Source organism: Lutimaribacter marinistellae (assembly GCF_042648365.1).
GTDB lineage: Bacteria > Pseudomonadota > Alphaproteobacteria > Rhodobacterales > Rhodobacteraceae > Lutimaribacter_A > Lutimaribacter_A marinistellae.
Window position 1 is genome coordinate 97786 of record NZ_JBHRXI010000015.1, and the last position, 19233, is coordinate 117018.

18 protein-coding genes are annotated in these 19233 nt (G+C 63.5%); 10 read left to right on the forward strand and 8 right to left on the reverse strand.

All coding sequences use genetic code 11. The features are described 5' to 3' along the window. Positions 1-5 precede the first annotated feature (5 nt). Entirely contained in the window at positions 6-1529 is a 1524-nt protein-coding gene (locus ACFORG_RS13985; RefSeq protein WP_386736155.1) for an ABC transporter substrate-binding protein, read from the reverse strand. 199 nt (positions 1530-1728) lie between these two features. Further along, entirely contained in the window at positions 1729-2331 is a 603-nt protein-coding gene (locus ACFORG_RS13990) for a TetR/AcrR family transcriptional regulator (RefSeq protein ID WP_386736156.1), read from the reverse strand. Between the two features lie 241 nt (positions 2332-2572). On the opposite strand from ACFORG_RS13990, the gene gntH reads away from it, so the two are divergent. The 4 genes from gntH (at position 2573) to ACFORG_RS14010 (ending at position 6834) form a co-directional block, all read left to right on the forward strand. Further along, a complete protein-coding gene (gene gntH / locus ACFORG_RS13995; protein ID WP_386736157.1) occupies positions 2573-3577 on the forward strand; it encodes a guanitoxin biosynthesis MBL fold metallo-hydrolase GntH in 1005 nt (334 codons plus the stop codon). 36 nt (positions 3578-3613) lie between these two features. Then, a complete protein-coding gene (locus ACFORG_RS14000) occupies positions 3614-3784 on the forward strand; it encodes a hypothetical protein (protein WP_386736158.1) in 171 nt (56 codons plus the stop codon). 63 nt (positions 3785-3847) lie between these two features. Further along, the gene (locus ACFORG_RS14005) at positions 3848-5563 is read left to right on the forward strand and encodes a hypothetical protein (protein ID WP_386736159.1); all 1716 of its coding nucleotides are present in this window, start codon (positions 3848-3850) and stop codon (positions 5561-5563) included. An 8-nt stretch (positions 5564-5571) separates the two neighbouring features. Further along, the gene (locus ACFORG_RS14010; RefSeq protein ID WP_386736160.1) at positions 5572-6834 is read left to right on the forward strand and encodes a HupE/UreJ family protein; all 1263 of its coding nucleotides are present in this window, start codon (positions 5572-5574) and stop codon (positions 6832-6834) included. Positions 6835-7011: 177 nt separating this feature from the next. On the opposite strand, the gene ACFORG_RS14015 is transcribed toward ACFORG_RS14010, so the two are convergent. From ACFORG_RS14015 to ACFORG_RS14025, 3 genes are all read right to left on the reverse strand, one after another. Continuing rightward, the gene (locus tag ACFORG_RS14015; RefSeq protein ID WP_386736161.1) at positions 7012-8556 is read right to left on the reverse strand and encodes a trimethylamine methyltransferase family protein; all 1545 of its coding nucleotides are present in this window, start codon (positions 8554-8556) and stop codon (positions 7012-7014) included. 230 nt (positions 8557-8786) lie between these two features. Then, positions 8787-9974, reverse strand: coding sequence for a pyridoxal phosphate-dependent aminotransferase (locus ACFORG_RS14020; RefSeq protein ID WP_386736162.1), 1188 nt, complete (start codon positions 9972-9974; stop codon positions 8787-8789). 57 nt (positions 9975-10031) lie between these two features. Continuing rightward, a complete protein-coding gene (locus ACFORG_RS14025) occupies positions 10032-10379 on the reverse strand; it encodes an MmcQ/YjbR family DNA-binding protein (RefSeq protein ID WP_386736163.1) in 348 nt (115 codons plus the stop codon). A gap of 213 nt (positions 10380-10592) precedes the next feature. On the opposite strand from ACFORG_RS14025, the gene cysS reads away from it, so the two are divergent. From cysS to ACFORG_RS14040, 3 genes are all read left to right on the forward strand, one after another. Beyond that, a complete protein-coding gene (cysS, locus tag ACFORG_RS14030) occupies positions 10593-11963 on the forward strand; it encodes a cysteine--tRNA ligase (RefSeq protein WP_386736164.1) in 1371 nt (456 codons plus the stop codon). Positions 11964-12081: 118 nt separating this feature from the next. Further along, positions 12082-13719 (forward strand): citramalate synthase, encoded by a 1638-nt coding sequence (gene cimA / locus ACFORG_RS14035; protein WP_386736165.1) that lies wholly within the window; start codon positions 12082-12084, stop codon positions 13717-13719. Next, positions 13712-14482, forward strand: coding sequence for a squalene/phytoene synthase family protein (locus tag ACFORG_RS14040; RefSeq protein WP_386736166.1), 771 nt, complete (start codon positions 13712-13714; stop codon positions 14480-14482). Before cimA ends, ACFORG_RS14040 begins: the two co-directional genes overlap by 8 nt. Here ACFORG_RS14040 and ACFORG_RS14045 read toward each other — a convergent pair whose 3' ends face one another. Continuing rightward, positions 14483-15706, reverse strand: coding sequence for an MFS transporter (locus tag ACFORG_RS14045; protein ID WP_386736167.1), 1224 nt, complete (start codon positions 15704-15706; stop codon positions 14483-14485). Between the two features lie 130 nt (positions 15707-15836). Here ACFORG_RS14045 and ACFORG_RS14050 point away from each other — a divergent pair, with 130 nt between their 5' ends. Continuing rightward, complete coding sequence (locus ACFORG_RS14050; protein ID WP_386736168.1) at positions 15837-16487, forward strand: DNA-3-methyladenine glycosylase family protein; 651 nt, start codon at positions 15837-15839, stop codon at positions 16485-16487. Continuing rightward, positions 16484-17149, forward strand: a complete 666-nt coding sequence (locus ACFORG_RS14055) for an alpha/beta hydrolase (protein ID WP_386736169.1) — start codon at positions 16484-16486, stop codon at positions 17147-17149. Before ACFORG_RS14050 ends, ACFORG_RS14055 begins: the two co-directional genes overlap by 4 nt. Positions 17150-17369: 220 nt before the next feature. On the opposite strand, the gene ACFORG_RS14060 is transcribed toward ACFORG_RS14055, so the two are convergent. Together ACFORG_RS14060 and ACFORG_RS14065 are read right to left on the reverse strand one after the other, a co-directional pair. After that, the gene (locus tag ACFORG_RS14060; RefSeq protein ID WP_386736170.1) at positions 17370-17798 is read right to left on the reverse strand and encodes a VOC family protein; all 429 of its coding nucleotides are present in this window, start codon (positions 17796-17798) and stop codon (positions 17370-17372) included. Between the two features lie 10 nt (positions 17799-17808). Beyond that, entirely contained in the window at positions 17809-18399 is a 591-nt protein-coding gene (locus tag ACFORG_RS14065) for a pseudouridine synthase (RefSeq protein ID WP_386736171.1), read from the reverse strand. Positions 18400-18610: 211 nt separating this feature from the next. Here ACFORG_RS14065 and ACFORG_RS14070 point away from each other — a divergent pair, with 211 nt between their 5' ends. After that, positions 18611-19195, forward strand: coding sequence for an HNH endonuclease (locus ACFORG_RS14070; RefSeq protein ID WP_386736172.1), 585 nt, complete (start codon positions 18611-18613; stop codon positions 19193-19195). The last annotated feature ends 38 nt before the right edge of the window (positions 19196-19233 follow it).

Sequence of the window (19233 nt, forward strand, 5' to 3'; positions counted from 1 at the left end):
CGGTTTCATTCGGACCAGGAAAGTCTGCTCAGACCATAGCTGCGTTCCAGCGGGTCGATCACCACGCCGTCGAGGCCTTTGGCGACGGAAACCGTGTGCTGGTACCAAACGATGGGGATCAGCGGCAGTTCATCCTGAAGGGTCGTCGCCACCTTGGCGATGTTCGCCGCGCGGGCCGCGTCATCGCTGGTTTTGGCAATGGCCTGAAGAGCGTTGGCAACCTCGGGCTTGTCCCAGCCCATGGCGCCCCAGTCACCGCCACCGGCGCCGAAATCCTGTTGCACTGTGCCGACCGGATCAGGGGTCAGGCCATAGTTGCGCGCATATAGCGCCACGTGCAGCGTCCCGTCCTGATGACCGGCCGGGATTTCGGAGTAGTTGGCAACGCTCACCACCAGTTCGACACCGATCTCTTTCCACATGTCCTGCAGGGCTGCGGCAATCAACGGCAGTTCGGGCCGGTCGGGGAAGGTGCGCAGCAAGATCGAGAACCGCTCGCCATCCTTGACGAGAATGCCATCATCGCCAGTGGTCCAGCCCAGTTCGGCCAGCAGTGACTTGGCTGCCTCAACGTCATGGGCCAGCGGCGCCAGTGACGGATCGTGCCATTTGTTCAGTGCAGGTGGGAACAGTTGGGTCGCTGCAGCCTCGGGGAAGCGCGTGATGGCGGTGGCGATCCCATTGCGGTCGGTTGCCAGGCTCAGCGCCTGCCGGGCGCGTGCATCGGCAAAGAACGGGTGGCCTGCATTGACCTTGAGGGTTACGACGCGCGGGATCGGAACGGCGGTGACAACAACACTGTCCACTTCGTTCAGACGCGCGTATCCCGACGGGTCGAGCGTAAACACGATGTCTGCGTCTCCGCTTTCGGCCAGCAAGGCCCGTGTTTCGGCACGGCCCGACGCCAGGTAGCTGGCTTTTTCGATCAAGGGCGCGTCGCCCCAATAGGCGTCATAGCGGATCAGGTCGATACTCTGCGGCGGGGTGAACGCTTCGACCTTGAACGGCCCGGTCCCGATCAGGGCTGAGGGGTTGCCTGCCTCGTCGAAGGATGCGGGCGCCGGAATGATCGTTGTGGAATGCGCCAGAAGTGCGGGCAGGGCGGCAAATGGGGACGTCAACGAAATGACAACCGTTCCGTCCCCCGCCTCGATTGCACTGACCGGCGCCTTGCTCAGCACACCGGGTTGCTGCCATGCACGGGTGAGCGCGCTGGCAGCAGCAGTTGCGTCGAAGGGTGTTCCGTCGTGAAAGGTCACCCCGTTCCTGAGGGTGAAGGTCCAGGTCAGACCATCCTGTGAAGCCTCCCAATCCGTTGCAAGCCCGGGACGAAGCACGCCGGTTTCATCCGCATCGACAAGGTTTTCCATGATCTGCAACCGTTGAACGGCATAGCCGGAGACTGCCGGATCGAAACTCGCAACCTCCCAAGGTGCTGCAATGGTTACGGATTTGCTCTCTTGCGCAAGAGCTGGAGTCACGAAGAACAGGGCGGCCGCGACTGCGACAGCGCGTGAACGCAAGAACATCTTTGGTCTCCTGTGGGTTGGACCGGATCACCCGGCGCGAACAGATTTATGTAATGACATAACATATCAATTTATGCGCCGATTCCAGCGAAATCTTGAGAGGGCAAGCTCTGCCTGTCCCATGCCCGACTTGGGGCATTGCATCGCCAGCAGCAATCACGCGTTGCGTGGCGGCGTCGCCTCATGCCTTGGCGGGGGTTCAGGATGTCGGGATCTGGTCCGAGTTTAGGTCGAGGAGATCTGGGTCCAGACCGGTGAAGAACCGGAAACGGTGCATGATCGTTTCCTTGGTCACAGCGGCATCTTCGGGAATGTGGACCGTGCTCTGAGCGCTGTGAAACACCAGCCAGATCCGCGTTCTTTCGCGCAGTTCGTCGCCTTCGAATCCCATGCCCGCGAACAGATCGTTGATGGTACGATGCCGCGCGATGTCCACTTGCCGCACCACTTCGGCCACTGAAGGATCCTGAGCAGCCCAGCTGCGGAATGCCGCATCGTACAGGTTCAGACCACCTTCGTTGACGGCTTCCATGATCTGAAGAAGCCGGCCCGCTGGCGAGCGCCGACTGGCCTTGAGCATCTTGATCGGTTTGGAGGTGAATTCGTCTGCCCAGAAGTCGACGATGCTACCCACGAAGTCCCCGCGATTGCGGAAGTGGTGATAGAAGCTTCCCTTGGTGACCCCGAGATCGGCCGCGATCTTTTCGACATTGAGTTTCGCCTGTCCATCCTGAGTCAGCACCTTGAGGGCGGCACGCAACCATGCTTCTCGATCGAACCTTGGACCAGGCGACATTCCCATGAAATGGGTTCCCTTGGAGTGTGGGCAAGAAGAAACACCGTAGAACAATACGCAAAAGTATGCTACATACTAATTCGTATGCTTTCGCTGGACCATTGACCAGCCCACTCGGGGAGGAAGCAAGATGTTTCAAGACTAGAGAAACCGGGGTCTCACAGCTTGTGTCGTGACTGCGGCAGCGTTGGGCATGTGGGTGTTCACCCAGGCACCTGGGCCGACCGCAATTCAAGGGTTGTCATTTGTGGGTGCTGCCTGGGCTCAGGAGGCCGAAGTTTCGCCGACGATGGTCAGGGACAGGCCGCGTGATGCCTATTATCCCAATACCGAGGACCTCGCCGAAGACGAGATGCGGGTGATCGCCTGTGGGACCGGCATGCCGACGACGCGCGCGGCGCAGGCCGCCGCCTGTTTCCTCGTGGAACTCGGGAACGGCGACAAGTTCCTGTTCGATATCGGGTCGGGCTCGGCAGAGCGGATTTCTTCCTTGCAGATCCCCTATAACTACCTCGACAAGGTTTTTATCGGACATCTTCACACCGACCATTTCGGTGCGTTGCATGACCTCTTCATCGGTGGTGCCTTGATGGGCCGCAACGTGCCGCTAAGGGTGTGGGGGCCAAGCGGTCCAGTCGAGGAACTCGGCACGAAATACGCGCTGGAGAACATGCGGCGGATGCTGACCTGGGACCTTGCGGCACGCGCGGGCAACGTGGATTTCCGCGGTTACAAGCTCGAGATCAACGAGTTCGACTACACCGGCGAAAACCAGGTCGTCTACGAGGATAACGGTGTGGTCATCCGGTCGTTCCCGGCGATCCATTCCATCGACGGTGCAATCAGCTACGCGATGGAATGGAACGACTTGAAGTTCGTCTTCAGCTCCGACACCTACCCGAACAAATGGTTCAAGGAATATGCCAAGGACGCCGATCTCGCGATCCACGAATGCTTTATCGCGGTGCCGGAACTCGTCACGAAGATGAAGTTCACGCCGGAGTCCGCCCTTCTGGTCGGCACCCAGGTACACACCGCCCCGGAAGCCTTCGGCAAGGTGATGAGCGATATCCAGCCCCGCATGGCCGTTGCCTATCACTTCTTCAACGACTTCGACACGACCACTTCGGTCTACGAGCGCATCCGCAAGACTTATGACGGCCCTCTCAGCCTTGCGAATGACTTCATGGTCTGGAACGTGACCAAGGATGACATCACGGTGCGCATGGCAGCGACCGAAGAAGCGACCTAGTCGCCGCCTCTGGCAGCGCCCGCGCAGGCGCCCGACATGCAGGACCGCGTGACCTTCTCGGAGAATACCGGAATCGCGCAGGAGGTTCTTGTATTCTCCGACTTCATCACGTCCGGCTATGACGACGTCGATGACGTGCTGCGTCCGATCTACGAGGAAGCTTCCGAGGTTCTCGGCCAGGAATTCCCGTACCCGGGTGACGAATAACATGCGCTTAACCCCGGCACCACGCGGTGCCGGGATCTGATCTCTTCTTCCGAGGTTGTTGCCGTGTTCTTTTCGCTGCGTTTGTTGTCCGTCGCTGCGGTGATTTCCGGTTGGAGTTGCGTCGCAAAGGCCGATTTCGTCTCGCCATACGGGGGCGAAACGGCGCCTAATTTCGTCGAGATTTCTGTCCTCGACGACAGGGTGCGGCTCGAATTGGAAATCGATCCAGCCGACTATCCGCTGTTCGTGTCCGAAGACGACGGGACGGGGCAGTCACTCTCTCAGCGTACAGGCCGGACCATGCTTGTTTCCGCCGATGGCCTGTCGCTCCAACCCGAAATCGTAAGCGTCGCCCTGCGCCACCGAAAGCCGCGCGTTACAGCGGCCACGACAGTCTTTCCCCCGCGTCCACGCAGCGCAGACGTCATCCATGCCGAGCTTGAATTTCCGTTCGCTGGCCGCCCTGAGACTTTTTCCTTCACGCCGCCGCTGGATGGTGACGGTATGCCAAAGGCTTCGCTTGGCGTCTTGGTCGAACATATGGGCGTACCGGTTACCGACTATCGCTATCTGTCGCGCGCGGAGACATTCGTTCCGGATTGGCAAGACCCCTGGTTCAGCAAGTTCGAAAATCCCAACCTGACCCGCCACCACAAGCCACCTCTCATGTCGTTCCTGTCGATGGAGCCGCGCGAAGTTCGGCACGAGATCATCTTCCGGCTGCGTGACCTGGAAGGGTGGGTCGACCTCGGCCTCGGCGCGACTTCTTCCCTCGGAGCCGAGCAGATGGCCGAGGTCGCACCCCGGGCCAAGTCTTTTTTCGCCGCGCGCAATCCGGTCGTGATCGACGGGGAGCGTGTGGCGGCGAGCGATATCCGGGTTTCACGAATTGCGGTCGGGGTCGAAGGGCTTCGGGTGTTGGACGATGCGCTCGAGGTCGATCGCGCCACCGCGCTTCTGGGTGTCGTGATGTCTTATCCCCGACCGACGCTGGCGCGAGAGGTTGAAATGACCTGGGAACTCTTTCCCGAAGGCGTCGAGATGGTGCCTGTGACCCTCACCGATCCGGCCGGCGGCGAGCCCGCGCAGGTTCGTGGCGATGATCCGGTGGTCCGCTGGACCAACCGCCTCACTCAATGGAGCGAGCCTCGGGCCAAACCCGTCACAATCTCCACCGGCACCGTCGTAAGCCTGCCGATGGTTGCGATCGCGCTCGCCATCGGCGCAATTGGTGCTGCGTGGGTGGCCTTCAAAAGCCGCGGAAAGCGGCGCGGGGTGGCAATCGCCGGGTCCGCATGCGCACTTGCCTTAGCCGCCACAACGCTTCCGGCAACGACTCAAATCACGCTTCCTGGCCAGCCCGCGCCTGATGCCGAAGAGGCCCGGCAACTTATGTCGGGCCTTCTGGACAATGTCGGTGCAACCATGCTCGAAACCCGTCCCGACAACTTCGTGCAAGCGTTGACGACATTTGTTCCGCCAGACCGGGCAAAAGACGTTGCGGCCGAAATGCGGCGCGGGCTGTCGGTGACGCTGCCATCCGGGGCGTTTGCCCGCACCGATGAGGTCACGGGCATCGAGGTCGAGCAGGTCTCGGCATTGCCCGATGGTGATGGCAGCCAGATCATCGCCACATGGACGGCCTCCATGAGCGGTGGGCATTGGGGGCACATCCACCGCAGGCTTGTTACCTACCGCGGCCTTGTCGACGTCACACGCGATGCGGACGAGTGGTTTCTGAGCGGCCTGACAATCCTCAGCGCGCAAATCCAAATGTGAGGTTTTCCATGAAACGGCTTCTGATCCTTGCGCTTGCCCTGTTGTCGCTGATGTTGAGTGGCGTGGCCTGGGCGCATTTCAAGCTGAACCTCAATGTGCGCATCTTCCACGTGGTGCATGTGGCCGACGGGCTCGACCTCTATCTGCGCACGCCGATGTCCTACCTCGTTGCCGACAAGCTTGGCCCGATCGGCGCTGACGGCTTGCCCGCGCCCGCGCCCTTTACCACCAATCGACTCGAGAACGGGGTGCCAATGCACCTCGTCGAGGACCGTGCAATCCTCGCAGACCCGCTCGGCCTCGGCCAGATTGCCGCCGACGGCCTCGTTATCACGACCGATAAAGGGCCACTTGCGGCCGAGGTCGTCGCTGTCCGCGTCCGCGCGGTGGGTCGCGAACCAGGGTTCGCCACGCAGAACGAGGCCAAGGCGGCGCTGACCGATGCGGCAATCATACGACCGGATTTCGGCGAGACCTACATTGGCGACGCTATTGTCGATGTCCATCTCAGGTATGGGGCAAATGGCGCGATATCCGAATACGCGCTCGCGGCACTTTCCGACCCCGGACTCCCCGGGCAGGACGAGACGGCGAACCTCGTTCTGGACTACCGGGGCGACACCATTCGCACCTACAGGAACACCGGCCTGATGCTAGAGCCCGTCAGGATATCTGGATCGCCATTCGACGCGGCCGCGACATTCGTCTTCGAGGGGGTCCGCCACATCATCGAAGGAATCGATCATGTGCTCTTCGTGATCTGCATGGTGATCGGTGCCCAGACGCTTGGCGCGTTGCTTGCGCGGGTCACGGGCTTCACTCTCGGACACTCGATCACGTTGTGTCTTGGTTTCTTCGGTGTCGCACCGTCGGCCCCCTGGTTCATTCCCGCTGTCGAGACCGCCATTGCCCTGAGTATCATCTGGGCGGCCGCCGATGCGGTGTTCCAGCGCACCGGGCACACTCGCAGCGATCGCAGCGCCGTCACGGTCACGACCGCGATCGGCCTGCTGCACGGCTTCGGCTTTTCTTTCATGTTGCGAAACATTCTGCAGGTGGATGCCGACAACGTCTGGCAGAGCTTGTTGGCCTTCAACGTCGGCGTGGAACTCGGCCAGCTCGCCATTGTCGTCCTGGTTTGGCCGGTTGTATTGCTGGTCCGCCGCATGCCGGAGCCAGTCTGGATCGGCACCCGCGGTGCGGTTGCCGCCTCGGTATCTGTCGTCGCTGCGATATGGGCCGTGGAACGCGCGTCAGCGGTGCTTGGATAATCGTGAGGGTTCCATAGTCATACGCCATGGGAACTGACCGAGAGCCGACCCACAGCAACTCCGGCCCGGAAACAGAAGACCTCGGTGACACGTCGCCGAGGTTTTCGTGTTTCTAGCACCTGAAATTGCGCCCCGGTGCAGATGGCTGTCCTGTGCGCGGCGATGCGCTGACGGGCCTCACGCCGGCAGGTGGATGTTGAAACGCTCCCGGATGGCCGCGTCGGTTGCCGCGTCGAACCTGGCGGCAGACCGGTGCGAGAGGATCGCCTCTTTCCTTTCAACGGCACGTGTGACGAGGTCCGGCTTGCCTTTCTCGACCCATTCCTTGGGCGAGGTCCGATCGCCGAGTGCGGGATAGACATGGTCGCGTTGCATCCGGCCCAGCGTCGCGTCGGTGCCGAGGTAATGACCGGTCCCGCCAAGGCAGACCTGCGCGATCTCCTCGACCGCCAGCGTCTCGTCATTGACCTCGATCCCGCGCACGCATCGCAGCGCCTGGCCGATCAGGTCGTCGCCGAGGATCAGGGATTCGTGGCAGAACCCGAGTAGCGACGCGTGCATCCCGGCAGCTTCGTAGACCATGTTGAGTCCGGCAAGCCCTGCCATGACGTTGGAGCACATCTGCTCCCATCCTGCCTGCATGTCGGGCAACTTGCTGTCGGCAATGCCTGCTGCCGCGCCGCCGGGCAGGTCGTAGAAGCGGTGCATCTGGGCACAGCCCGCGCTGAGCAGCGCCTGTTCGCCCGACCCGCCCGTCATCGCGCCGGTCCGCAGGTCCAGACCGAAGGGCCAGGTGCCAAAGACCGCGGGCGCGCCCGGCTTGACCGCGTTCACGTAGACCAGCCCGGCGAGGCATTCGGCCACGGCCTGCACGATGGCGCCCGCCACGGTCGAGGGTGCGGTGGCCCCGGCCATTCCGGCCGAGAGCAGCAGAACCGGCATGCCGCCTGCGATGCAGGCCTCCATCACTTCGCAGCTTTCCGTCGCGAATTTCATTGGGGGAACGACGAAGCAGTTGGAATTGGACACGAAAGGCCGTTCGCGCCACGCGTCCTCGCCCCCCGCGATCAGGTGGAGAAGGTCCAGCGCCTCGGCCACGTGGGCGGGGTCGGAAAACGATGTGCCTATGTGCTTGGTCGTTCCAGCGCAGCAGGCATAGATCGTGTTCAGATCCATTTCGCGATTGTCGAGAACGTCGCGGGCGACCATCGGGCGCTGCACGAAATGCAGGTTTTCAAGCTCGTCGCAAATGCGCGCGGCGTCGTGCAGATCCTGAAGGGTGGAGTCGCGATAGTTGCGCCCATCGACATCCACCATGTGCACAGCGGCCCCGGCAGTTCCGTAATGCACGCGGGTGCCCGACAGGTCGAGATCGTGGCGCCCGTCTCTGCTGTGCAGGGTCACGGACCGGTTGGCCTTGGCAATCACGTCCTCGACCAGCGCGCGCGGGAAACGGATGCGCCCGTCGTCCCCAAGGGTACATCCGGCACCGGCAAGATGCGCGATCCCGCTTTCGGGGGCATCGGCCAGCCCGACGGTTTCCAGCACGTCGAGTGCCGCCGCGTGGATGCGTGCCATGTCGGCTTCGGTCAGCGGGGTGTATTGACCGCCTTCGAGACCTGGGCGAATGGGCTTGAGGTGTTCGGGCAGGGCCGCGGCGCGCGCCGCACGGCGGGCAGCACGGCCGCCGCTGCGCGGGGTGGAACGGGTGATCTGGTTCATTTTCGGGTCCGGTCGGGAAAATGGGAGAGGGATGGCTGAGCGGCTACCTGAAATGCGGTCTTCCGCGCGCCGCACGTCCGCGCTCCGCGCCGATGGTGCGGCAGATCAGGGTTATCTTGCTCAACTCTCCCTGCATGCGGGTCTCTCCCTCGCAAGCCTTGAGGGAGAGAATCGCATCCTCGACCGCGTCGGTCTGTCCCGTTTGCGACCTGGGGCAGGTTTTGAAAGCGTCAGGCGATTATGGGCTGCCCCGCAAGTTCGGCCGCGAACCCGCACAACGTGCGCAGCGCCTCGCCAAAGGCCGCGTCTTCGATCGTCATGGCGACGCGGACATGGCCGGCGGCGGCCTGTCCAAAGCTTTCGCCGGGCATCACGGCGATATGGTGACGGTCGAGAAGGGCGTTGGCGAATTCCTCGCCGGTCAGCCCGGTCGCGCGCGTGTCGAGCATCAGGTACATCGCGCCTTGTGCCGGAACCGCTGTAACGGTCTGTTGACCGGACAGGATATGCATGGCCAGTTCGCGACGGCGGCGGAACGGCGCGGCGATCTCGGCCTCGAGCGTCTCGCCCGCGTCAAGCGCCCAGAGCGCGGCATCCTGGATGAAACCCGGCACGCCATATGTGGTGTGGGTGGCGAGGTTGATGAGATGCGCCACCACCTCCTCGGACGCGACGATCCAGCCGCAGCGCGACCCGGTCATCGCGTGGGATTTCGACATGGACCCCACGACCATCGTCCGTTCGGCCATGGCGGGCAACGCCCGGGGCGAGAGATGGGCGCCATCCCAGACCTGGCTGTCATAGACCTCGTCGGAAATGAGCCAGAGATCATTTTCGGTGCAGACCTCGGCGATCCCTTCCAGCGTCTGGCGGGAATAGACGGTGCCGGTCGGGTTGTTGGGCGTGTTGATGAGAAGGGACTTTGCACCGGGGGCCGCGGCGGCGAGGTCTTCCTTGCGGGGTTGGAACGCATCCTCGGCGCGGGTCCTGACTGGCTTCGCAATGGCGCCGACGCCACGGATCGTGCCGGGATAGGTCGCGTAATAGGGATCGAGATACAGCGCGGTGTCACCCGCGTCGCAGGCCGCTGCATGCGCGGCAAAGAGCGCGGACTGACCGCCCGGAGTGATGAGCACGTTCTCTCGGCTGGTGGGTACGCCGGTCCGTTCGGTGATGCGGCGGGCCACCGCGTCGCGCAGGGCGCCGACACCAGGCACCATCGCGTAGCCCGTGTGCCCGCCGCGTGCCGAGGCGTCCATCGCCGCAAGGATGCGCGGATCGGTGCGGATGTCATGCTCGCCGATGGTCAGCTCGGTGACAGCTACACCCTCGGAAATCATGCGCCGCGCCTTGTAGAACACGTCCCAGCCATCCGATCCTCCGCCGGTGAGATGGGTGATGCGATGCGAAAGGTTCATGGGCCGCGCCTCCGGATATTCGTTTGCGGGCGAGAGGGTCAGAGCGTAGGCAAAATGTCAATCGGAGCGCGGCGGAAGGGCGGCCTGTGCCTTTTTCGTAAGTCCGGACCGAACGATGTCATAAGAGACGATCAGACGATGGCGCAATTCGTCGGGCGGCGCGTCGAAGGGCAGGCGAATCCAGCTGCGGTGGAAATAGCGGGCACGCTCGCCGACGCCGGCCTCGATCAGCATCGTTGCCGTGTCGATATCGGGGGTCTTGACCGAAACGCCATCGTTGGCGGTGCCGATGCAGGCGAACATCTTGCCGCCGACCTTCCACGCGTCGTGGCCGCAGCCCCAAGGGTCGGACCATTCGGCGCCGGGCAGGGCGCGGCAGAGGCTGTTCACGGTGTCTCGGCTCATGCGCAAAGAGTGCCGCGACAAGGCGATTCACTCAAGCCTTGGCGGAGAGCGCGGACCATGCTAGAGCAGCCACATGACCCGGATGTTCCGCATCATTACCTGCTGCATTACCCGCTGAGTTTCCTGCGGGCCGGTTTCTGTCGTTTTCTTCCCAAGGACAAGTTGCTAAGCCCGCGCCAAGGCGCGACGCGCCGCTGTTCGAGGACGAGACCGATGACGACGATCAGGCTGCATAACACAAAGACCCGAACCAAGGAGGTCTTTGCCCCCATCGACCCGGATAACGTGCGGATGTATGTCTGCGGACCGACCGTCTATGACAGGGCGCACCTGGGAAACGCGCGGCCTGTGGTGGTTTTCGACGTGCTCTACCGCCTGTTGCGCGAAGTGTATGGTGCGGATCACGTGACCTATGTGCGCAACTTCACCGACGTGGATGACAAGATCAACGCGCGGGCGAAAGACAGCGGCCGGGAGATCGGCGAGATCACCGCGGAGACGACACAATGGTTCCTGGACGACATGGGCGCGCTGGGCGCGCTGGAGCCCGATCACATGCCGCGCGCGACCGCATACATCCCGCAGATGATCGCGATGATCGAGACGCTGATCGAAGGGGGACATGCCTACGAGGCCGAGGGTCATGTACTTTTCTCGGTGGACAGCTGGCGCGAAGGGTACGGCAAGCTCTCGGGCCGGTCGGTCGATGACATGATCGCGGGTGCGCGGGTTGAGGTGGCGCCCTACAAACGTGACCCGATGGATTTCGTGTTGTGGAAACCGTCGAGCGATGACCTGCCCGGTTGGGAAAGCCCCTGGGGCCGTGGGCGCCCGGGCTGGCATATCGAGTGCTCGGCCATGGCCTATGAGTTGCTGGGAGAGAGTTTCGACATTCATGGTGGCGGCAACGACCTGATGTTTCCTCATCACGAGAACGAGATCGCACAGAGCTGCTGCGCGCATCCCGAGGGGGATTTTGCGCGGGTCTGGATGCATAACGAGATGCTACAGGTCGAGGGCAAGAAGATGTCCAAGTCCTTGGGCAATTTCTTTACCGTGCATGACCTGCTGGAGCAGGGCGTCCCGGGCGAGGTGATCCGCTTCGTATTTCTGTCCACGCATTACCGCAAGCCGATGGACTGGACCGAGGCAAAGGCGCGCGAGGCGGAGGCGGTCTTGCGGAAGTGGCGGGCGCTGACAGCGGGCATCGAGCCCGCTGCCAGCGCGGCCCCCGCGGTCATCGCGGCGCTGGCCGATGATCTGAACGCGGCGGGGGCCATTGCCGAGCTCCACCGGCTGGCGTCTGAGGGAGACGCGGCAGTGCTTCTGGCCTCGGCCCGGATGCTGGGCCTGTTGACTACGGAACTGGGCGCATGGGCCGAGACCGGCAGTTTAGATCTGTCGACGTATGAGGCGCGGCTTGCCGCGGCGCGCGAGGCGGCGATAGCGAGCAAGGATTTCGCCGAGGTCGACCGGTTGAAGGCCGGTTATGTCGCCGCGGGCTTGGAAGTGCGGATGAGCAAGGCGGGTGTTGAACTGGTGCCGGGTCCGGGCTTTGACGCGGACAAGCTGGAGGCGGTGTGATGGGCGGTTACCGGGCAGGGGGGCTGTCTGCCCCCCGATCGCAAGCGATCTCCCCCCGAGGATATTTGGGGCAAGAGGAAGGCTGCGGCGTGGCGCGGCGAACCGTGGGAGCGGGACAATGACGCGGGAGCGACTGTATCTTTACGACACCACGCTGCGGGACGGGCAACAGACGCAAGGCGTGCAGTTCTCGACGCCCGAGAAGGTGCAGATCGCCCGTGCGCTGGATGATCTGGGTGTGGATTACATCGAGGGCGGCTGGCCCGGCGCCAACCCCACCGACAGCGCGTTTTTCGAGGCCGCACCCAAGACACAGGCGCGGTTCACGGCCTTCGGGATGACCAAGCGGGCCGGGCGCTCGGCCGCTAATGACGAATTGCTGGCGGCGGTGATGAACGCTGGCACGCAAGCCGTTTGCCTCGTGGGCAAGACGCATGATTACCACGTGACCGACGCGCTGGGCATCACGCTGGAGGAAAACGTGGAGAATGTCGGCGCCTCGATCGCGCATCTCGTGGCACGTGGGCGCGAGGCTTTGTTCGATGCCGAGCATTTCTTTGACGGCTACAAGGACAATCCCGGCTATGCGCTCGAGGTCTGCCGGGCCGCGCTGGAGGCAGGCGCGCGCTGGATCGTGCTCTGCGATACCAATGGCGGCGCTCTGCCGGCGGAGGTGGGCCGGATCGTGGGTGAGGTGATCGCCGCCGGCATCCCCGGCGACCGGCTGGGCATCCACACGCACAACGATACCGAGAACGCGGTGGCCAACACACTGGCGGCGATCGATGCGGGTGCGCGGCAGGTGCAGGGCACGCTGAACGGGCTTGGCGAGCGCTGCGGCAACGCGAACCTGACCGCGCTGATCCCGACCTTGTTGCTCAAGGAACCTTATGCCAGCCGGTTTGAGACGGGCGTCACCCGGACGGCGCTGGTGGGTCTGACCCGGATCAGCCGCATGCTGGACGACATATTGAACCGCGTTCCGATGAAGCAGGCGGCATATGTGGGGGCATCGGCTTTTGCGCATAAGGCGGGCCTTCATGCGAGCGCGATCCTCAAGGATCCGGCGACCTATGAACATGTTCCGCCGGAAACGGTTGGCAATGCGCGTATCATCCCGATGTCGAACCAGGCCGGTCAATCGAACCTGCGGCGGCGCCTGGCGGAGGCTGGGCTGGAGGTCGCGCCAGGGGACCCGGCACTGGGGCGGATCCTCGAGCGGGTGAAGGAGAGGGAGGACGAAGGATACTCCTACGACACCGCGCAGGCGAGTTTCGAATTGCTGGCGCGCGAGGAACTGGGGCTGAAGCCCGACTTCTTCGAGGTGAAACGCTACAAGGTCACGGTGGAGCGACGGAAAAACAAGTATGATCGCATGGTGAGCCTGTCCGAAGCGGTCGTCGTGGTGAAGGTCGATGGCGAGAAGAAGCTCTCGGTCAGCGAGTCGATGGACGAAACCGGAAATGACCGCGGCCCGGTGAATGCGCTGGCCAAGGCGCTGGCAAAGGATCTCGGGCGCTACTCGGTGCAGTTGGAGGACATGCGGCTGAAGGACTTCAAGGTCCGGATCACGCAGGGCGGCACCGAAGCGGTAACACGGGTCGTGATCGATAGCGAGGATGGGACCGGGCGACGCTGGTCCACCGTCGGTGTCAGTGCGAACATAGTCGACGCAAGTTTCGAGGCTTTGCTCGACGCGATCAACTGGAAGCTCTTGCGCGACGCCGCCGCAAGCCGGGTGCGGGATGTTGTCTGAGACCCTTGCGGCCTGCGCCGAACTGGTGCAGCGGGCCGATCCGGAGCGGTTTCGGGCGGCGATGGCCGCGCATGTTTCGGCGCGACGCGTCCTCTTTCCGCTATACGCGATGAATGTCGAGGTATCGCGCGCACCCTGGGTAACGGCAGAACCGATGATCGCCGAGATGCGGCTGCAATGGTGGCGCGATGCGATTGGTGAGATTGCGGCGGGCGGCCCGGTGCGGCGGCACGAGGTGGTGACGCCCCTGGCCGAGGCAGTTGCGCCGGACCGTGCAGAGGTGCTGGACGGCTATGTCGAGGCGCGGCGCTGGGACATCTACCGCGATGCGTTCGAGGATGAGGCGGCCTTCTCAGACCATATCGATCGCGTCTCTGGCAGCCTGATGTGGGTCGCGGCGGCCTCTCTGGGGCAGGCCGATGAGGCGGTTGTGCGCGATTTCGGCTGGGCAACGGGCGTGGCCCGATGGCTCAAGGCGATCCCGGACCTGGAGGCGCGCGGTCGCATCCCCCTGCTGGACGGGACGGAGGCGGGCGTATGTCGTTTGGCGGAAGAGGCGTTGGACCGGTTGGCCCGGGCACGCGGACGGCGGGACGCTGTGAGCGCCGAGGCAAGACCGGCGCTCATTTCCGGCTGGCAGGCAGAACACCTGCTGCGGCAGGCCGCGCGGGAACCCGCGCGCGTTGCGGCGGGCACCCTTGAGATGGGTGCATTTCGTAGCGCTGCCGCGTTGATGCGAGTGGCGGCAACCGGGCGCTGGTAATCAGGCCTCGCGCGCGGCGGGGCGCATGACCAGCCAGATCAGTGCACCTCCGGCGAGGGCCAGGAAGGGCGCCATGGCAAGGTTCACGGCAGTCCATCCCTCCATCGGCGTTCCGCCCGAGCAATTCATCAATCCACCCGAGGCCAGCGACGCAAAGGTCACGCCGCCGAACACGATCAGATCGTTGAGCCCCTGCATCCGGCCACGCTCATGCGCCTCATGCGCGCCGGCGAGCATTGTGGTTGCGCCGATAAAGCCAAAGTTCCAGCCGATGCCGAGCAGGATCAAGGCGATGAAGAAATTGTTCAGATCCACGCCCTGAAGCGCCACTGCTCCGGCACCCGCAAGGATCACGAGACCGGCCGCCACGATCCTTTCCACCCCGAAACGGGCGATGAGGTGCCCGGTGAAGAAGCTCGGCACGTACATGGCGAGCACGTGGCTTGTGACCACATCGGCGGCATTTCCGGCGGTATAGCCGCAGCCAACGACTGCCAGCGGCGTCGACGTCATCACCAGGTTCATCAGCGCGTAAGAGACCATCGCGCAGATCACCGCCACGGCGATACGGGGGGTCGCGAGCAATTCGCGCCGCGTGCGGCCGCGCGGCGCGTCCTCGGACGGGATGGGCGGCTTGGGGATGTCGAGCAGGAAGAACAGGAGCGAGCCTACGAGGTTCACCCCGATCACCGCGAAATAGGTGCCAAGAAACGGCACGACATAGGCCTCGGCTGTAAGCTTGACCATCTGCGGGCCGATGATCGCGGCAGCAAGCCCGCCCGCCATGACATAGGAGATGGCCTTGGGCCGGTACGCGTCCGATGCTGTGTCGGCGGCAGCAAAGCGATAGAACCCGTGCGCCGACATGTAGATACCGGTTATGAAACTGCCCAGCAGGAAGACCGGGAAGGACGAGATCGACAGCCCGTAGGCACCGATCGCACCGCCGATCGCCCCGGCCGTGGCACCCACCAGAAACCCTGCACGCCGCCCGTATCGCTGCATGATCGCCGAGACCGGCGTTGCCGCCAGCATCGACCCGAGAACGATGAGCGAGATCGGGAGAGTCGCAAGGCAGGGGTTGGAGGCCAGCGATTGCCCGGCCAGACCGCCAACTGTGAAAATCATCGGCATCTGCGCGCCGAGGATGGCCTGGGCACAGACCAGAACGGCCACGTTGCGCTTGGCGCGGCTGTCGTCGGGGGCGGTCGTTGTCATGTTCATGGTTTGGATGCGTATCCGTGAATGCGTTCGACCTCAAGCGGGATTCGTCTCAACAGCGGACTTCGCCCGGGGTTGCACTGTTGTGGTGATCGCGTAGGAGTCGAACCGCCGGAGCAGCTGACCGGCAGGTATGGTATCGAGGAGCGGCCGCTTGAACGAACGGATCATTGAGGATCTCGGCGATGTGCAGGAGGGGGCCGAGCATCTTGCGGCCATTTGCCCGCGCATGGCCCATGCGATCGGTCAGACCGGCCCCTTGCCGCTTCGGCGCAGGCCGGACGGGTTCGACCAGCTTCTGAGCGCCATCGTCAGTCAGCAGGTCAGCGTCGCCGCCGCTGCCGCGATCTGGAAGCGGATGAAGGATGCCCGGCTGACCGGCCCGCGCAAAATCATGTGGGCCAGCGATGACGATCTGCGCGCCGCGGGTCTTTCCAGGCAAAAGATCCGGTATGCGCGCGCATTGGCCGAGGCGCGGATCGACTACCGCTCCTTGCGTGCGGCACCGACCGATGAGGTGATCCGCACTTTGGTCGAGGTACCGGGCATCGGGGTCTGGACGGCCGAGATCTACGCGATGTTCAGCCTCGGTCGCGCGGATGTCTTTGCCCCGGGCGATCTGGCCTTGCAGGAGGCGGCGCGGATTCTCTACGACTTGCCGGAACGCCCCAAGGAGCGTGCGCTGCGGCAGATGGCCGAGGATTGGCAGCCATGGCGGTCGGTTGCGGCGCGGGTGCTGTGGGCCTATTACCGGGTGGCCAAGGACAGGGAAGGGATCAGATGACACGGGTATTGAATGCGGGCCGCAAGGAGCCGGTCTCGGGTACGACACGTTCGGTGGTTGTGTTCGTGCACGGTTATGGCGCCAACGGGGCCGACCTTCTTGGTATCGCCGATGTTTTGGGCGAGCATCTGCCCGATACGCTGTTCGTCGCGCCAGACGCGCCCGAGACGATTCCGGGGATGCCGATGGGCTACCAATGGTTCCCGATCCCCTGGCTCGACGGGTCCTCCGAAGAGGAAGCGCAGCGCGGAATGGCGGCGGCTGCCGAGGATCTGAACGCGTTCCTCGATGCGCTCATGGTGGATGAGGACGTGCTGCCTGAACAGGTGGTGCTGTTCGGGTTCAGCCAGGGCACGATGATGAGCCTGCATGTCGCACCGCGGCGCGAGGAACCGGTTGCCGGGATCGTCGCCTTTTCGGGACGGCTGCTGGCGCCGGAGCTGCTTCAGGATGAAACGGTAAGCCGTATGCCCGTCCTGCTGGTGCATGGCGATGCGGATGACGTGGTGCCGCCACAGTCGCTGCCGCAGGCTGCCGAGGCGCTGCAGGAGGCCGGGTTCAAGGAAGTTTTCGCCCATGTCATGAAGGGTACCGGCCACGGCATCGCGCCCGACGGGTTGAGCGTGGCGCTGGCGTTCATGCGGGATAAGCTGAGCCTTTGATCGGGCAACAGGACCCGTGCAGCCCGCAAGCGTTGCAATAAACCTGACACGATTGTTGTTCTGCAGTTTGGCCCCAAAGACCTTGAGGTTGACCTGCCGGACATCCTCGCGCGGGGAAATCGTCGGGTTGTCGGCGGTGGGAATGCTGTCGGCAGGTCGCGGCCGCCGATCCCGGTATTCCGGATCAGGACCGCGCCGCAAAAGATGCGATGCGTCAAGCTCAGGATTGCGACCAAAGGCGTGCTTCGGCGAATTCGACCGAGTTTCCGGCCGGATCTCGGACATAGAGCGAGCGCGCGCCGTTGGGCCAATCGAACTGGGTGTCGATGGCGACACCGGCCTCTACGAGCCTGTCGTGCATCAAGGCGATACCGTCACGGTCGAGCGTGAAACAGACATGGCCCGGTCCACGCGCACCGTGCGGCGGGACCGGAAGGTCGGGGTTGTTCGGCGGCTCGACCGTGCGATCCGGGTTGAAGACGAGCAGCACCGAACCGCCAAGCCTGTAGAAAACGTGCCGATCCTCGATCCGCATGATCTTTTCCAACCCCAGAAGCGTGCCGTAGAAATGCTCGGCCGCGTCAAGGTCGTTCACGTAGATTGCTGCTTCGAGAATGGCCGAGGGGGTGGGTGCGTCAGGAAGGGTCATCGGGCGGAGCCTACCAGCGACGGCGTGGTTTGTCAGGCTGTCGCGGCGGGGGCGGAAGTGCCTCCCACGTGCCGGGGGCAAGACCGTCGAGTGTCCATTCGCCAATGCGCGCGCGGATCAGCCTGAGCGTGGGGTGGCCCACGGCGGCGGTCATGCGGCGCACCTGACGGTTGCGGCCTTCGCGGATTGTCAGCTCGATCCAGCAATCCGGCACGCTTTTTCGTTCTCGGATCGGAGGATCGCGGGGCCAAAGTGCCTCGGGCGCATCGATGCGGGCCGCGCGGGCGGGACGGGTGCGGCCGTCCTTGAGGTCGACGCCCTTGCGCAGCGCGTCGAGCGCGGCCTCGTCCGGGATCCCTTCGACCTGCACCCAGTAGGACTTGGCCATCTTGTGTTTCGGGTCGGCGATGCGGGCCTGTAGCGCGCCGTCCGAGGTCAAGAGCATCAGCCCCTCGCTGTCACGGTCGAGCCGCCCGGCGGGATATACCCCCGGCAAATCTATGTAGCGTGACAGGGTCGGGCGGCTGCTGCCTTCGGTCCCACGATCGGTGAATTGAGACAGCACGCCGAAGGGTTTGTTGAAACGGATGAACCAGGCCATGCGCGCTGCAATAGCGCGTCTGACACCGGCGCGGCAAGCTGTGGATAATTGTCATTTGCCTGTTACGACGGCAAGGTACCAAGCCTGCGACATGTAGTGGCAAATGAATGCTTGTCAGGGGTCAACCACGATATATAGTCGAATCGAGGTTGGGGCGGGTGCTCCCCGCTCTGGCGTCTTGAGGCAGTGCAGAGCAGGGAGCGAGTCGCATATGGACGGGGATTTCAGATCGGATTTCGTAAGGCAGCCGGGCGCGTTGAAACATCATCCCGCGCTGGTGCTCAACGCCGATTACCGACCATTGTCTTACTACCCCCTGTCTCTATGGCCCTGGCAGGAGGCGATAAAGGCAGCCTGGCTGGACCGGGTCGATATCGTTGCCGAATATGACGAGGTGGTCAGAAGCCCGAGTACCGAGATCCGAATACCCTCGGTCGTGGTATTGAAAGACTATGTTAAACCTCAAAAGCGCGTGGCCTTCACGCGCTTTAATTTGTTTTTGCGGGATGAATTCCGTTGCCAGTATTGCGGGGCCAAGGGGGATCTGACCTTTGACCACGTGGTGCCGCGTGCGGCGGGCGGCGTGACGAGCTGGCAGAACGTGGTGGCGGCCTGCTCGCCATGCAATTTGCGCAAGGGTTCCAAGAGCTTGCGGCAGGTTGGCATGAGCCTGCGCAAGCCGCCGCGCCAGCCGGGGGCGGAGGAGCTGCGCAATACCGGGCGGAAGTTCCCGCCCAACCACCTGCATGACAGCTGGATCGATTTCCTCTACTGGGACGCCGAACTGGAAGCCTGACCACCGTTTTGACCGTTTTGTACATCGGTTGCGGGCAG

Bases quoted from the DNA above. Each gene is read 5' to 3' on its own strand.
- ACFORG_RS13985 (WP_386736155.1), bottom strand. From the start codon at position 1,529: ATGTTCTTGCGTTCACGCGCTGTCGCAGTCGCGGCCGCCCTGTTCTTC.
- ACFORG_RS13990 (WP_386736156.1), bottom strand. From the start codon at position 2,331: ATGGGAATGTCGCCTGGTCCAAGGTTCGATCGAGAAGCATGGTTGCGT.
- ACFORG_RS14000 (WP_386736158.1), top strand. From the start codon at position 3,614: ATGCAGGACCGCGTGACCTTCTCGGAGAATACCGGAATCGCGCAGGAG.
- ACFORG_RS14010 (WP_386736160.1), top strand. From the start codon at position 5,572: ATGAAACGGCTTCTGATCCTTGCGCTTGCCCTGTTGTCGCTGATGTTG.
- ACFORG_RS14015 (WP_386736161.1), bottom strand. From the start codon at position 8,556: ATGAACCAGATCACCCGTTCCACCCCGCGCAGCGGCGGCCGTGCTGCC.
- ACFORG_RS14020 (WP_386736162.1), bottom strand. From the start codon at position 9,974: ATGAACCTTTCGCATCGCATCACCCATCTCACCGGCGGAGGATCGGAT.
- ACFORG_RS14025 (WP_386736163.1), bottom strand. From the start codon at position 10,379: ATGAGCCGAGACACCGTGAACAGCCTCTGCCGCGCCCTGCCCGGCGCC.
- cysS (WP_386736164.1), top strand. From the start codon at position 10,593: ATGACGACGATCAGGCTGCATAACACAAAGACCCGAACCAAGGAGGTC.
- cimA (WP_386736165.1), top strand. From the start codon at position 12,082: ATGACGCGGGAGCGACTGTATCTTTACGACACCACGCTGCGGGACGGG.
- ACFORG_RS14045 (WP_386736167.1), bottom strand. From the start codon at position 15,706: ATGAACATGACAACGACCGCCCCCGACGACAGCCGCGCCAAGCGCAAC.
- ACFORG_RS14050 (WP_386736168.1), top strand. From the start codon at position 15,837: ATGGTATCGAGGAGCGGCCGCTTGAACGAACGGATCATTGAGGATCTC.
- ACFORG_RS14055 (WP_386736169.1), top strand. From the start codon at position 16,484: ATGACACGGGTATTGAATGCGGGCCGCAAGGAGCCGGTCTCGGGTACG.
- ACFORG_RS14060 (WP_386736170.1), bottom strand. From the start codon at position 17,798: ATGACCCTTCCTGACGCACCCACCCCCTCGGCCATTCTCGAAGCAGCA.
- ACFORG_RS14065 (WP_386736171.1), bottom strand. From the start codon at position 18,399: ATGGCCTGGTTCATCCGTTTCAACAAACCCTTCGGCGTGCTGTCTCAA.
- ACFORG_RS14070 (WP_386736172.1), top strand. From the start codon at position 18,611: ATGGACGGGGATTTCAGATCGGATTTCGTAAGGCAGCCGGGCGCGTTG.